Raw genomic sequence first — 13,420 nt, forward strand, 5'->3', positions numbered from 1 at the left:
TCATATGTAGCTTAACACCGCTGGAATATATAGTAAATTGATAATCTTTATACGGAAGATTGCTAATGTTTAGTATAGATAGTTTGCACTACGTTAATAGTGGAAATTATCTATACTAAGAAACAAAAAGACGCCTTTCAAGAAGACGTCCTTTCCCCTGTATATATATACCCCATCCCGCTTTTTGTAAACACACACTAGAAAACAGAATCATGAATTGTTACAAGATTGTTAGGTACAAAAGAGTAGAGATAAATATTAATATAAAATTCTGCTTTATAGCGTGTATCCACAACTTATATTTTAATCCTCTTCCCTTGAAAATAAACATAATATGCATAATTACATACCAAAAAGAAAAAGACACTCCACAGAGTGCCTCTTCAACCATTTTACTTTTAATATATCGCCTTGAATACATTTTAACATATGTATCCATATATTTTATTAAGAAAATTCAAAATCCTTTTTCTTTCATTTTCAATTATAAAATCATGTAATATAAAAGGTATGTCAAATTCTTATACAAATTGAGGTGTACTATATTTATGTATTTAGGAATTATTCCTCTTACATTGTTTATAATTTTTCTTATCTCTTACTTAAAAGATCCAAGAAAAATTATAAACGGCTTTCTATTTAATGCCTTTTTCTGTTCTTTCCTTATTTTTTGTACTATTACGTCCTATGATTCAGGCAATAATACCCTGCATTCAATCATATTGCTACCTATTTTAGCACTTATCATTATGATTCCTTTTGGTATTATCGCTTTAATGTTTGGGTTATTTCTGAATGCTAGAATTTTAATGAAACGAGAAGGAAGACGTTTCACTAACTGTTTAACACTCATTGCTGCTTTAGGTATTTTATTCTTTATGTTACTCCCTATTATAAATCCAGCAAGTTTGTTCTCATCACATTTCCAGCCTATTTTCGCTGGTATTTCTCTTATAACTGTATATTTTTTTATACACTTATCTAACTTCTTAACTGCTTATTTTTTATACCAATTCAACAGACCAAGGCGTAATCAAGATTTCATCATCGTTCTTGGTAGTGGCTTAATTAATGACAAAGTGCCACCATTACTTGCAAGTCGTATTAATAAAGCGATCGACTTCTATTGGAAACAAGCCGCTGTGAATACACCACCAACAATCATTTTCTCTGGTGGACAAGGTCCAGATGAAGGCCTTCCTGAGGCGGAAGCGATGCAAAATTACGCTGTTGAAAAAGGAATTTCGCTTGAACATACAGTACAAGAAAATCGCTCTGTAAACACATATCAAAATATGTTGTTCTCTAAAGAAATTATGGATTCTTTAAAGCCTGAAGGTAAATATAGAAGTATTTTTACAACGAACAATTTTCACCTTTTCCGCGCTGGTATATATGCAAGACAAGCTGGTCTTAATAGCCAAGGAATTGGATCCAAAACTGCATTTTATTACTGGCCTAATGCAATGATTCGTGAATATGTCGCAATTATTGTGATGGGACGTAAACGTCATATGAAAGTTTGCGGAACGGTTTTAGGATTTGCTTTATTCGTATCCGTGCTTAGTTTTATTGTTTCTTAATAACTAAAAAAATGCCCCTTTTTCATGAAAGAGGGGCATTTTTTAGTTAAATAATTAACATAAACGCATACAGAACATTAATAATTCCAAAAACAACTCCTATGATAGCAAACACTTTACTAGTCCCTGTTACCTTTTTATTTAAACCTAATATAGAAAAAACGATAGCTATAAAGCCAACAAGTCCCCACAAATTAATAAACCAAGATATTAATCCTGTTATAAAACCAACTAATGAAAACACCTCTATATCACTATTTGAATGACGATTTACTGGATTTCCCTTAACTGTTGCATAACTAAGACTCTCTCCACACTGTCCACAAAACTTATTACCATCGTTCGTTTCATTTCCACATTTCGCGTACAGTATCTCACAGAATCCCTCCTTAAGATCAACGTCCCAAGTGTACATATCCATACTGTTCATTCCCACTTGTTTATATCAAATTATGACCACTCACTTATCAGCTACAGGCGTATTTAAATTAATAATATGGTGATAATATCCCCTGCATACATCCATTAAAGGAGAATTTTTTCAAATTAAATGTTAAAATGGAGTTTAGGTGTGAATTACGTAACAAATAAGAAACTAGTTTGAAACGAGGAAATTACATGGAGAAAATTATCAGAAACAAGCCCAATAAGCTAAAAATCGCTTCAAAAGCTTTGATGATTATTATTGGGGCATTTATCACAGCGTACGGATTAGAATCGGTATTAATTCCAAATAACGTATCAGACGGTGGTGTGACTGGTTTAAGTATCGTTAGTTCAAGATTATTTGGATTGCCATTAGGAGCTCTAATCGCAGTTATTAACATTCCTTTCGTTTGGTTAGGATATAAACAAATCGGTAAAAGCTTTGCAATTTATTCCATCATCGGGATTGCTTCATTAGCAATAGGTACCGTTGTCATGCACGGAATACCAATTATTATTGAAGGCGATACATTACTCGTTACAGTTGTTGGTGGTATTATTATCGGTTTCGGTATGGGACTAGCATTACGTAACGGCGGCGCATTAGATGGAATCGATATGCTAGCTGTATTACTTTCTCGTAAGTTACCTTTTGGAACAAGTGACCTTATTTTATTCTTAAATATGTTTGTCTTTATTTTTGTTTCAACAGTATTTGGTCTTCAAGGGGCTATCCTTTCGGCAATTGCTTACTTTATCGCTTCGAAAGTGATTCATATCGTTGAAGTTGGTTTAAGTGGTTCGAAAACATTTAAAATCATCACGAAAGAGCCTGAATTAATGGTAGAAACAATTCGCGATCGTTTAGGCCGAAGCGCAACGTATAACGAAGTATACGGTGGTTATTCAAGAGAGAAATTCAAAGAAATTTCTTGTGTAATTAACCGTTTAGAAGAAAGTAAAATGAAGGACCTGATTAATGAAATCGATCCTAATGCCTTTATTACAGTTTATGACGTAGCTGAAGTAAAAGGCGGTAACTTTAAGAAACGTGATATTCATTAATCATTATGAAAAAAGAGGGTGTGCCAAAATATTGGTGCAGCCTCTTTTTATTATGAAGTTGGTAAATCGATATTCCTTTTCGAATCGTTGATATATTTTGAGCTACGATAGATATAATCGAAAAACCGTTGATATATTTTACTCCCCCCATCTTCCCCCGCTTTTAATCCAATCGACGTACTTTTGAAAGGCGGGCACTTCATGCTGAAAGCGAAGCGGAACATATAGAAAGAGAGTACATGTACACAGTATCCATAGAATACCTACTATAAAGTGAAATTTCATCGTTGTGCTAATAAACAAACTGAGGAATAAGACGAGGAACATAATCAAACTAAACCTTTTATATATACTCATAATAATCTCCTCCTTATAACTTAATTGTACCAGCTATAAGGAATTAATTCCCATAATAAAAAGACCGAAAAGCAAATTCCACTTTTCAGTCTCTATACTATCTTCTCTTCATAATTTTCCCTGAACCGCCAACCCTTGTTTTCGGGGGCGACGTATTCTTTGGTGGGCTTTTAATGGATGATTTCGGCTTCACATCAGATCCACTCGAGCCACCCGGGTTTTTCGTAATTTTCCCTTTACTTCCGGTAGAAGGCGGTGGCGTCGTTTTACTTCCTTTTTCCGTAATACTTCCTTTATCACCTACAGATGATTTCGGATCTACATTATCGCCTCGCTTAATAATAGATCCTTTCCCTTCCTTCGTAATTGGAGGCGGGGTTTTCTTTTCCTCTTTCGTAGGTGGTCTTTCCGGGATCACCGGTTTATGATTTTGTCTGTCATTATATCCGCGATAATCACCGTATGATGATTTGCGTGAACCGAATATATCGTTTAATATACTCCCCATGATATATCCTTGTAAAAAGGATGGTTGGTAATTTTGACGGACAAATTCTTCATTGCTTATTTCAATTAACGTATCAGATGGTTTCTCTTTATCCTTTTGTAAATTATACATTTTATCAGAATAAACGAGGAACATTTGATTTTCGTCTTCTTTAGATGCTTGCTTCGGTTTCCTTTCGGCTATAAGTTCCTTTGCAACTTCAGGAACTGACCGATTGGCGGCCCTATACACGTAAGATTCTTGTTTACCATCCTTTGCGACAGACTCTAGTGGGTAACGGTCCTGAATTGACTTCGCCTGACCACTTTGACAGCCCGATAAAGCATAACCGGCAATAACAAGTAATGTAACGATAGCAAGTATAGGGATTACGAACGATTTAATCATGGTAAACAATCGGTTTGACATGATTACGCCCCCCTTATGTTGCTCTTATGATTTGTACATCAGCAGGAATAATTACTTCTCCCTCATACATCATTGTGCGACCATTTTGCCATTCAACACGTAATAATTTACGGTTATCAGATTGGAATTCCCATACGTACTGTTCTTCTGAAGCAGCAAATGGTGTTTTCCCCATAACAACAACACGTCCATTATATTGTTCTTCCATATGATACTCTATATCATCCATTTCAATCGTCGTCGGAATTTCATCGATTGAATCTAAACGACCATCAATCGGTGTATACAATTTGTAATACGTATTTTCACGGTCTTCGATTTTCAAATAACGAATATCTTTCCCATCCTGCAAAGTTAAAATAATCTCCTTGCTAGAATGCATGCTCGTTTTCCCAGTTAATTCGTACATGACTAACGAGACTTCAATCATATCGCCAGGAGCCAATGTTAAAAGACTCTTTTCTGGCTTCGGCGGCTCCGGACTCTTCATTATATTTTTAATACGTTTAAATAAACTCACAATCTACCCCTCCTTTTCTCTTTATAAACAAGCGCCTAAAATAAGTGCACCAACGATATGTAATGAACCAGCTAACAACGCATGTGCTAAGCTGCCTTCTTTCGTTCCTTCTTCTAAATCTAAACCAGACATTTTCTTTAACACAAACTCAATGAACATTTCTACAATTAATAAAATAACGAATGAAACTGCTGAGGCAAGAAGCGCTTGCCATAAGTCATTCGCTTTCGTTATAGATTGAGATAAAATGTACCCTTGCGCAAATAATTTCATAACGAAACGCGTTGTCACTGCTGTATTTCCATTTTTCATTTCTTTTAAATCATTGTATTTTGTAAAAATCGAATCAACCCACATAATTGCAAATAAAAGTACCGCACTCGCTCCAGTCCATACAAGCATAGCTAAAACATTCATCCACGTCATTACAAAACCTCCTCTAAAAAAGTAAAGTGAAACTTTAATCAGTGGGGAGTTTTCCATCCCCTACTGATTATTAGTTGAACCAATCGGGCATTTACGGGCAGCCCGACTCCCACCAACCTCTCTGCTTTCACAAAATGTTGAGGTGGGAGTCTTTGCCCGCAAATAGCGGGGTAATAGAAAACCGACATGAATTCTCTTCAGACATGTCGGTTTCTTTGTCTATTCTATATTATTTCTCGTACTGCTTCATAATACGAGCTAATTCATCGTCAACAACAGAATTTTTGTTTAAGCTTGCGAATTCATCATCTAACGACTTTTCTTTCTTGTAAATTTCACCGCTTGCTTCTGCTTCAGCCTCTAATTGAAGTGCTTTCTCTTCCATACGGCTTAAACCAGCTTTTGCTGAATTTGAATCAAATCCAGACATCGCCTGATTAATATTCTTTTGTGCTTTCGCTGCATTTACACGTGCAACAAGTGTTTCACGTTTATTTTTCAGCTCTGTTAATTGCTTACGCATTTCTTCTAGCTTAAGACGAAGGTTATCAGCAGCTGCTTTGTTTTGCTCATAGCTCGCTTTATACTCATTCATCTTTTGCTCTGCATTTTGTTTTTCTTCTAAAGCACGGCGCGCAAGATCTAAGTTGCTAGCTTGAACAGCCATATGAGCTTGCTCTTCACGTTTTTTCACAAGTGCTTCTTGCTCTTCAAATAATATTTTGAATTTCTTCTCAAGTGCGATTTGAGCTGCTACACTTTTCTCAGCTTCTTGTACATCCGCTTGCATATCGCGTAAATATTGATCCGTCATCTTAACTGGATCTTCAGCTTTTTCAATTAATGAATACACATTCGACATTGTTAAATCTCTTAATCGTTTAAATACAGACATCCAAATTCCTCCTATGATATACCTCATATTTCAAATTCACTACTTGGAAAATTAAAAATCTCCCTTTTCAGTAAGAATATTCATTTTTACAACCTATGTGTTTATTATAACAAAACTAAGATGTCCTTACATGTTATTTCCAAAATACAACTAATATAATATGACATTCCAAATATAATATTGTATTCCTACTATATCCTTATTATTTCTGCCTCCAAAATTAACTTATTTTTGCGCGATTTCACTAAATTACATAATTGTAATGTTACTGTAAGCTAACTCGATAGTTACGTTTCAATATTTCTTATACACTAATACCAGAAGCAACGGAATAGCAAAAAAGCTTCTCATACTGTAAGGACTAATACAAAAACTGTATTTACTATAAAACATATAAAAAGGAGAAATCATCATGAAAAAATTAGTAGGAATCGGATTAGCAGCAGCAATTTCATTCGGAGCATTATCAGGTTGTTCTTTATTAGGAGAAAAGGCGAACGGCTTAGTATTATACGGAACGGAAGATCAAGTTCAGCAAATCGCAGATAAAAACAAAAAAGATGTAAAAGAAAAAGATGTATATAAAATGAAAGTTGCAACACTTGAAGGTAAAAAAGTACTTGTAATGGATAAGAAAACTGGTGAAGAACTCGTTAAGAAAGAACTACTTAAAAAAGTCGATAAAAATGATGACACAAAAGCAATTGATAAGTTACCAGCTGTAACAACAGAGCAAGGTGTATTATTTGCAAAAGAAAAAGTTGAAAATGCTACACTTGATGGAGCGAAATTAAAATATGAAGGTAACACAATTATCGGTGACGGCCGTTCTTATGGAGATATGTTTGCCATCGTTGATGACGCAGCATATGGAAATGTAAAAGGTGAAGAAAAATCTGTAGGTATTCTAAAATTTGATAAAGACCCTAGCAAAGAATTACCTGGAGCAAATGGAGTAGAAGCATCACAACTTGTAAAAATTAAAAAGTAAACAAAAAAGCTTTGCGAAATTCGCAAAGCTTTTTTCTATTTCTGAGCAATTTGCTCCATATCTGGACTACAAGTTTGCGACTGACATGACTTACTTAAAGAGCATGCTGCGCATTTTCCCTTTTTACTTCTCTTTACAAAATTAACTAACGTATATGCTGCATAACCAAAAATGATAGCTCCAATTATAATATTGACCATCACCGCGATACATCTCCTTCTAGAATCCGAGTAAGGACCCAACTTGGTATATAATGAGCGTTAATACATAAGCAACAACGAGCGGATAAACGACAGAGAAAACTGTCCATTTCATCGATCCTGTTTCACGTTTAATAACAGCTACTGTCGCTAAGCACGGAACATATAATAAAATAAAGAACATAAATGCATAGGCTGATAGCGCAGTATAATGTGCTCCCATTACATTTCCTAGCACATCTTCTTTAACCGCATAAATAATTGCCATCGTAGAAACGACAACTTCTTTCGCTAAAAATCCTGTTAAAAGGGATGCCGCAGCTTGCCACGTTCCAAAACCGAGCGGTGCAAAAAGTGGTGCAATAAATCCACCAATCATCGCTAAGAAACTGTCTCCCATATCAACACCAAATCCTGATGGACCTGCATAGTTTAATAACCAAATGACAACAGAACCACCGAAGATGAATGTACCCGCTTTACGAACAAATCCTTTACCTTTCTCCCACGTGCTCAGCCATAACGTTTTCGTTTGCGGCACACGGTAAGGTGGTAGTTCAATTACAAAAATAGATTTTTCTGCTTTTAAAATAGTAAGAGACATAATTTTTGTAACGAGTAATGCAAGAACAATCCCTGCGATATATAAAGAGAACACAACAGTCGCCTGACTATGAGGGAAGAAAACTCCCGCAAATAGTGCATATACAGGTAAACGTGCCGAACAAGACATAAACGGTGTTACAAGAACTGTAAGTAACCTTTCTTTTTCTTGTTCAATCGTTCTCGCTGCCATAATACCTGGAACGTTACATCCAAAGCCGATAATCATCGGAATAAATGCTTTTCCGTTTAAACCGAAAAACTCCATAATTCTATCCATAACAACTGCAATTCGTGCCATATATCCTGAGTCTTCTAATAATGAAATGAAGAAAAATAGTGCAAAGATTTGTGGAACGAATACTAATACCGCACCAACACCAGCAATAATACCTTCTGTAACGAGTGCTTGAATAAAGTCAGAAGCCCCAACACTTGTGAGCCCAGCTGTAACCCAATCAGTAAGTTGTCCGCCAAAAAATCCATCAAGCATATCAGATAAAGGTGTACCAATCCACGTAAACGTAACTTGAAAAATAAAAAACATAACTGCTAAAAAGATTGGAAGTCCTAAAATTTTATGTGTAATTAACCTATCAATTTTTTCTGAAAAAGGAATTTTTCCTTCTTTCTCATGTTGCATAACATTTGTTTTTAACTTTTCAATATACGCTTCACGAGTCTTGTAAATGTGCTCTTCCAACGTACAATCAAGTTTTCCATCTAAACGAGATCGAATGGCTATAAGTTCCTTATAAATTGGTAATGCTTTCATTTCTTTTTCTACTACTTCGTTATTGCTTAAAAATTGAAGGGCTAACCATCTCGGATGCTCATAATTCGCTGTCTCTAAAAGAGCGATTACCTCTCCAATTCCTTCATCCATTTGTACACCATATGAAATAATGAATGGCTTTTTCTCTTTTTGTTTCTCTTCATGAAGAGTAGTAAGTAATTCTTCACAGCCTTTTCCGGTTCTTGCGATGACAGGAACGACTGTTACACCTAATATTTCTGATAACCTTTTTACATTAATCACAATTCCTCTTTGCTTTGCCACATCAATCATATTTAAACCAATTGAAACGGGCTTACCAAATTCAAGTAATTGCAATGTTAAATGCATATTTCGCTCAAATTGAGAAGAATCCACTATATTTAACATATGATGAAATTCATCTGTTAGTAGAAAATTCGTAACGACACCTTCATCACGTGAAACTGGATTCAAATCATAAACGCCTGGTAAATCAATTAATGTTCCTTGCTTATCTTTTAATTTACCAACCTTCTTTTCTACTGTTACACCACTCCAGTTTCCTACATATTCATAAGAACCAGTAAGTGCATTAAATAATGATGTTTTCCCTGTATTCGGATTCCCTAGCAAAGCAACCTTATTCACGCTAATTCCACCTTTATCATTTTCGCGTCACAATGACGAATACTAATTAACTGTCCACGACACTCCAATGTACAAGGACCTTTAAACATCGCTTTCTGTTTCAAGCGAAGTTCGCTTCCTTCCGCAAGACCGAAAGCAGCTAGTCTACGCTTCAATAATTGATCTAACGACTGAATACTTTTTACTAACACTTTCTCGCCAATTTTAATATCTACTAAGCTCATAACCTTCCCCCTCAGAAGAGAATGATAATTATTTTCAGAAAAATTATATCATACTCTATTTCAATTGGACTATACCCTTTTGCTTCATATTTATTAACATTTCGCTACAATTCTATTTCAATAATTGTCATACGGTATTCATTTGCCATTCTCATCCATTTCGCTTACAATGAACAATAGCAAATAAAGAATCTCGTTATCACAGGGGGAGCCTTACCGCTGAGAGGGAACAATTCGTTCCGACCCTTTGAACCTGTTAGTTAATGCTAACGCAGGAATTGTGCAAACGTCCGAAATACACACCTCTTTTTTTATTTACGTATTTCGTATCCTCCTATGATAATGTTCTTTTTTGTGCAACTTGGATTTAGGGGGAGACAACATGCGTAACACCAATTTACAAGCGATGATCGAATCTGCTATTCTTGCAGCCTTCGCCTTGATTATCGACATTCTACCATTATCAATTAAACTTCCAACAGGCGGTTCCATCTCATTTGCTATGATTCCCATTTTTATTATCGCATACCGCTGGGGCTTCAAAAGGGCTTTCTTAGGAGGCTTAATTTGGGGACTTTTACAAATTGTCGTAGGCGATGCTTACATTCTAACACCAGTTCAAGCATTCATTGAGTACTTCATTGCCTTTGCCTTTATCGGCTTTGCTGGTTTATTCTATCGTCCAATTCAAAAAGCACTTGCCTCAGACATCAGTAATGCAGAGCATTCAAGTTTTGGTAATCGCAAAGATAAACCAAAACAAAACAAAGGAAAAAAAGCACTTGTTTACATTATCATTGCAACATTTGTCGGTAGCTTTGCACGCTATTTCTGTCATTTTATCGCTGGTATTATTTTCTTTGGTCAATATGCACCTAAAGGACAATCAGCTGTGCTATATTCATTAATTGTAAACGGCAGTACCATGATCGGTTCTTTCATACTATGTACTGTATTACTAATTCTTTTATTTACAACTTCACCACGCTTATTCAAAAGCATCGGTGCTTATCAAATGAATACACAAAAAAAGGGCGCTTAATTAGCGCTCTTTTTTTCATATCGTAATATCAATTAAAAATACAATAAATGCACAAAAGAAAATAAATACCATTATACTTAGCCAATTGCTATGCACGGTTCATCGACTCCTTACATAACCTCATCTTCTATTCAAAGTATACTGTTTAGAAATAAAGATTAGGTAAAGATAATATGAAAATAAATTAAAAAAGCGTAGATTGTATTGTCTACGCTTTTTTCGGTAAATAGAAGTAAAATAACACACCATCTTCGGTATTCTTCACCCCATATTCAGCATCGTGCAATTCTAAAATATTTTTTGAAATTGCAAGACCAAGCCCTGTTCCACCTTGTGAACGTTTCCTTGCCGCATCCACGCGATAAAAACGGTCCCAAATTTTATCTAATTGTTCTTCTTCAATGTGAGCACCTTTATTTTCAATACATACTTTTATATGATCCTTCCCGTCTATTGTGGAAATAATAATATCTTCTTTTTCTGGTGTATAACGTATTGCATTCGTAATAAAATTCACAATTACTTGTTCAATTCTATTTTGATTCCCAATCACTTCTGCTGGACATATATGTTTGTGCACACTCAGTTCTTTTTTCTCTATCTCCGCTGAAAGCTGTTCACATATTTCTTCAATCACTCCATCGATATAGAAAGAATCCATCTTCATGTTATATGTGCCAGACTCAAATTTAGCTAATTCAAGCATATCCAAAATTAGTATATCCATCTTGTCTACTTCTTTTTCCATCGCCTGAAAATAGTAGTCTTTCTTATGTTCAGCTACCCCATCTTTTAAAATGGAAATACAGCTTTTCATAATACTCAGCGGCGTTTTTAGTTCATGCGATACACCCGCAATAAATTCTTTCCTTGTGTTTTCTAACTTTCTTTCTTTTTCAATATCTTGTTCTAACTGTCCAATATGTGAATGTAGTTTATTAGATAATGTATTAATATTTTGCGATAAATCACCAATTTCATCTTTTGAAGTAATCGGAATTTTTTCTGTGAAATCCAAATGAGCTATTTTCTTCGTTGTATCATTTATTTTTAGTAACGGTTTTGCAATTTGTTTTGAGTAATAGAAAGAAGCTAGAAATATAAGAACGACTACAAATGCAATAATGTAGATGTAATAATCTTGCACCATTTGTACAGCCTCATCGACAGGTTGCAAAGAAGCCATCGCATATATATATGTTACCGATCCGTCTTTTTCTTTTTTTGGTTTAATTAATAATTTATATTTTATATCATTTTTTTCATAGTCCATTATTTGTGTTGAATACTGTATATGATCATTCTCTTTTAATAATAAATCAGTTTGAAATTCCTTTATGCTATCTAAGAATAAACTATTTTTATAAATTGGATTCACAGGACCTTTTACATCGGGGAACTGTACTTTCGTAACACGTCCTACTATGACAGCATCTAATTCCTGAGCAGCTTGCTCCTGAACGGCCGGCTTCTTTTCCTTAACAACTTGTTCCTCAGCTGCTTTCTTTTTCTCCTGATCTAATTTAATCATTTTCTCATTAAATGCTTTTTCTAACGGTTTATTAGATCCACTTAAATTTTGTTTACCTAACGAGAAAGAGAATGGAATAAAACTTTCTTCTTTTCTCACTCCAGAAAAATAAATTTCTTGTCCTAAAAACTTCTCTGATAATTTATTATCAATCTCCTCTATATTGACGAGATTACCTAAGGGAATCTTGAATATTTGTTGTCCAAAGCTCTTTTGTTGCCTACGGTCTATCGTTACTTCAAAATAAAAATCATCCACATGTTTTAAATTCCCATTCTGATCTAATGTCGTAATCCACGTATTATTTTCTCTTAAAAAATCTTGCTCCAGTTTCTGAACTTCTTCTGCACTTCCTGCATAATTTAAATAGTTCTTTGCAAAGGAATTTAAGTTCACTTTAATATCTTCCACTTTTCGATTCGCATAATATTGTTTGAAAAATATTGTTTGCCCAATAAATATCGTCGCTAAAATCAACATACATAGGGCTGTTGTAAGTGTAAATAATTTAAGTACAATCCCATTTCTCATATGTTCCCCTCGAATTTATAACCGGTTCGCACTACAGTTGTAATGTGCTTTGATTTCTCTCCTAATTTATTTCGCAAATTACGAATATGGCTATTAACCGTTCGATCATCACCAGCAAACTCATATCCCCAAATTCTTGAAATTAATTGCTCTCTTGTTAGTACAATTCCTTGGTTTTTCATGAAATACACTAATATTTCAAATTCTGTATGTGTTAAACTAATGTCTGCCTCATCAACAGTAACAGTACGTGACGGGAAATGGACATGAATGCCGTGAATTGATAACGTATCATCTTCATTCTCTAAAGGTTTCTTTGTTGCTTTTCTACTTTCCAACAACCTTTTCGCTCTCGCTAATAAAATAGGCGGACTATATGGTTTCGCAACATAATCATCTGCCCCAAGCTCAAACCCAAGTAACGTATCATCTTCATCAACACGTGCCGTCAACATAATGATAGGAATTTGGGATGTCTTACGAATTCTTCGGCAAACAGACCATCCATCTAGTTCTGGTAACATAATATCAAGTATAACTAAATCGACCTCTTCTTCTTCAAATAAAACTAAAGCCTCTTTCCCGTCTCTCGCTTCAAGCACTTTATATTGTTCACTCAAAAAGTAATCCTTTAATATTTCGCGTAAAATATCTTCATCTTCAACAATTAAAATGTTTTTTGACATAATCTATGTCTCCCCCTCT

Annotated in this window: 15 protein-coding genes and 1 riboswitch; of the genes, 4 read left to right on the forward strand and 11 right to left on the reverse strand. The window is 34.8% G+C overall.

The genetic code is table 11. The annotated features are described in order from the left end of the window. Positions 1-548: 548 nt before the first annotated feature. Positions 549-1,583, forward strand: a complete 1,035-nt coding sequence (locus NSQ08_RS22695; RefSeq protein WP_340778973.1) for a YdcF family protein — start codon at positions 549-551, stop codon at positions 1,581-1,583. Between the two features lie 46 nt (positions 1,584-1,629). On the opposite strand, the gene NSQ08_RS22700 is transcribed toward NSQ08_RS22695, so the two are convergent. Further along, the gene (locus NSQ08_RS22700) at positions 1,630-2,004 is read right to left on the reverse strand and encodes a zinc ribbon domain-containing protein (RefSeq protein WP_340778974.1); all 375 of its coding nucleotides are present in this window, start codon (positions 2,002-2,004) and stop codon (positions 1,630-1,632) included. A 197-nt stretch (positions 2,005-2,201) separates the two neighbouring features. Here NSQ08_RS22700 and NSQ08_RS22705 point away from each other — a divergent pair, with 197 nt between their 5' ends. Further along, on the forward strand, positions 2,202-3,074 hold the full coding sequence (locus tag NSQ08_RS22705) for a YitT family protein (RefSeq protein WP_002191001.1): 873 nt from the start codon (positions 2,202-2,204) through the stop codon (positions 3,072-3,074). 138 nt (positions 3,075-3,212) lie between these two features. Here NSQ08_RS22705 and NSQ08_RS22710 read toward each other — a convergent pair whose 3' ends face one another. The 5 genes from NSQ08_RS22710 to NSQ08_RS22730 form a co-directional block, all read right to left on the reverse strand. Continuing rightward, the gene (locus NSQ08_RS22710) at positions 3,213-3,431 is read right to left on the reverse strand and encodes a hypothetical protein (RefSeq protein WP_002167505.1); all 219 of its coding nucleotides are present in this window, start codon (positions 3,429-3,431) and stop codon (positions 3,213-3,215) included. A 97-nt stretch (positions 3,432-3,528) separates the two neighbouring features. Continuing rightward, a complete protein-coding gene (locus NSQ08_RS22715; RefSeq protein WP_061674545.1) occupies positions 3,529-4,347 on the reverse strand; it encodes a DUF4247 domain-containing protein in 819 nt (272 codons plus the stop codon). 13 nt (positions 4,348-4,360) lie between these two features. After that, entirely contained in the window at positions 4,361-4,867 is a 507-nt protein-coding gene (locus tag NSQ08_RS22720; RefSeq protein ID WP_340778976.1) for a DUF4178 domain-containing protein, read from the reverse strand. Positions 4,868-4,888: 21 nt separating this feature from the next. Next, the gene (locus tag NSQ08_RS22725; protein WP_002015753.1) at positions 4,889-5,293 is read right to left on the reverse strand and encodes a DUF350 domain-containing protein; all 405 of its coding nucleotides are present in this window, start codon (positions 5,291-5,293) and stop codon (positions 4,889-4,891) included. Positions 5,294-5,522: 229 nt separating this feature from the next. After that, positions 5,523-6,188, reverse strand: coding sequence for a PspA/IM30 family protein (locus NSQ08_RS22730; protein ID WP_002015754.1), 666 nt, complete (start codon positions 6,186-6,188; stop codon positions 5,523-5,525). A gap of 412 nt (positions 6,189-6,600) precedes the next feature. On the opposite strand from NSQ08_RS22730, the gene NSQ08_RS22735 reads away from it, so the two are divergent. Then, positions 6,601-7,179 carry a lipoprotein BA_5634 family protein gene (locus tag NSQ08_RS22735; RefSeq protein ID WP_002034472.1) on the forward strand — a complete coding sequence of 193 codons (579 nt, stop codon included), beginning with the start codon at positions 6,601-6,603 and terminating at the stop codon, positions 7,177-7,179. A gap of 35 nt (positions 7,180-7,214) precedes the next feature. Here NSQ08_RS22735 and NSQ08_RS22740 read toward each other — a convergent pair whose 3' ends face one another. Genes NSQ08_RS22740 through NSQ08_RS22750 form a run of 3 tightly spaced genes read right to left on the reverse strand, consistent with a single transcriptional unit; the run spans position 7,215 to position 9,611 of the window. Next, a complete protein-coding gene (locus NSQ08_RS22740) occupies positions 7,215-7,382 on the reverse strand; it encodes a FeoB-associated Cys-rich membrane protein (protein WP_033708410.1) in 168 nt (55 codons plus the stop codon). Between the two features lie 16 nt (positions 7,383-7,398). Beyond that, positions 7,399-9,387, reverse strand: a complete 1,989-nt coding sequence (feoB, locus tag NSQ08_RS22745; protein ID WP_340778984.1) for a ferrous iron transport protein B — start codon at positions 9,385-9,387, stop codon at positions 7,399-7,401. After that, the gene (locus NSQ08_RS22750; RefSeq protein ID WP_000060512.1) at positions 9,384-9,611 is read right to left on the reverse strand and encodes a FeoA family protein; all 228 of its coding nucleotides are present in this window, start codon (positions 9,609-9,611) and stop codon (positions 9,384-9,386) included. Before NSQ08_RS22750 ends, feoB begins: the two co-directional genes overlap by 4 nt. Positions 9,612-9,805: 194 nt before the next feature. After that, positions 9,806-9,907: riboswitch (TPP riboswitch) on the forward strand. An 86-nt stretch (positions 9,908-9,993) separates the two neighbouring features. On the opposite strand from NSQ08_RS22750, the gene thiT reads away from it, so the two are divergent. After that, entirely contained in the window at positions 9,994-10,653 is a 660-nt protein-coding gene (gene thiT / locus NSQ08_RS22755; RefSeq protein ID WP_340778985.1) for an energy-coupled thiamine transporter ThiT, read from the forward strand. A gap of 208 nt (positions 10,654-10,861) precedes the next feature. On the opposite strand, the gene NSQ08_RS22760 is transcribed toward thiT, so the two are convergent. Both NSQ08_RS22760 and NSQ08_RS22765 read right to left on the reverse strand, forming a co-directional pair. Continuing rightward, positions 10,862-12,715: a sensor histidine kinase gene (locus NSQ08_RS22760; protein WP_340778988.1), complete on the reverse strand. Its 1,854-nt coding sequence runs from the start codon at positions 12,713-12,715 to the stop codon at positions 10,862-10,864. Continuing rightward, complete coding sequence (locus NSQ08_RS22765) at positions 12,712-13,401, reverse strand: response regulator transcription factor (RefSeq protein ID WP_044443872.1); 690 nt, start codon at positions 13,399-13,401, stop codon at positions 12,712-12,714. The genes NSQ08_RS22760 and NSQ08_RS22765 overlap by 4 nt, the downstream gene beginning before the upstream one ends. Positions 13,402-13,420 lie beyond the last annotated feature (19 nt).

It is taken from the genome of Bacillus sp. FSL E2-8887 (assembly GCF_038007205.1).
In the GTDB taxonomy this organism is placed as follows: Bacteria; Bacillota; Bacilli; order Bacillales; family Bacillaceae_G; genus Bacillus_A; species Bacillus_A mycoides.

What these genes read in the sequence shown, in the direction of transcription:
- NSQ08_RS22695 (WP_340778973.1), top strand. Translation starts at nt 549, where the DNA reads ATGTATTTAGGAATTATTCCTCTTACATTGTTTATAATTTTTCTTATC.
- NSQ08_RS22700 (WP_340778974.1), bottom strand. Translation starts at nt 2,004, where the DNA reads ATGGATATGTACACTTGGGACGTTGATCTTAAGGAGGGATTCTGTGAG.
- NSQ08_RS22705 (WP_002191001.1), top strand. Translation starts at nt 2,202, where the DNA reads ATGGAGAAAATTATCAGAAACAAGCCCAATAAGCTAAAAATCGCTTCA.
- NSQ08_RS22710 (WP_002167505.1), bottom strand. Translation starts at nt 3,431, where the DNA reads ATGAGTATATATAAAAGGTTTAGTTTGATTATGTTCCTCGTCTTATTC.
- NSQ08_RS22715 (WP_061674545.1), bottom strand. Translation starts at nt 4,347, where the DNA reads ATGTCAAACCGATTGTTTACCATGATTAAATCGTTCGTAATCCCTATA.
- NSQ08_RS22725 (WP_002015753.1), bottom strand. Translation starts at nt 5,293, where the DNA reads ATGACGTGGATGAATGTTTTAGCTATGCTTGTATGGACTGGAGCGAGT.
- NSQ08_RS22730 (WP_002015754.1), bottom strand. Translation starts at nt 6,188, where the DNA reads ATGTCTGTATTTAAACGATTAAGAGATTTAACAATGTCGAATGTGTAT.
- NSQ08_RS22735 (WP_002034472.1), top strand. Translation starts at nt 6,601, where the DNA reads ATGAAAAAATTAGTAGGAATCGGATTAGCAGCAGCAATTTCATTCGGA.
- NSQ08_RS22750 (WP_000060512.1), bottom strand. Translation starts at nt 9,611, where the DNA reads ATGAGCTTAGTAGATATTAAAATTGGCGAGAAAGTGTTAGTAAAAAGT.
- thiT (WP_340778985.1), top strand. Translation starts at nt 9,994, where the DNA reads ATGCGTAACACCAATTTACAAGCGATGATCGAATCTGCTATTCTTGCA.
- NSQ08_RS22760 (WP_340778988.1), bottom strand. Translation starts at nt 12,715, where the DNA reads ATGAGAAATGGGATTGTACTTAAATTATTTACACTTACAACAGCCCTA.
- NSQ08_RS22765 (WP_044443872.1), bottom strand. Translation starts at nt 13,401, where the DNA reads ATGTCAAAAAACATTTTAATTGTTGAAGATGAAGATATTTTACGCGAA.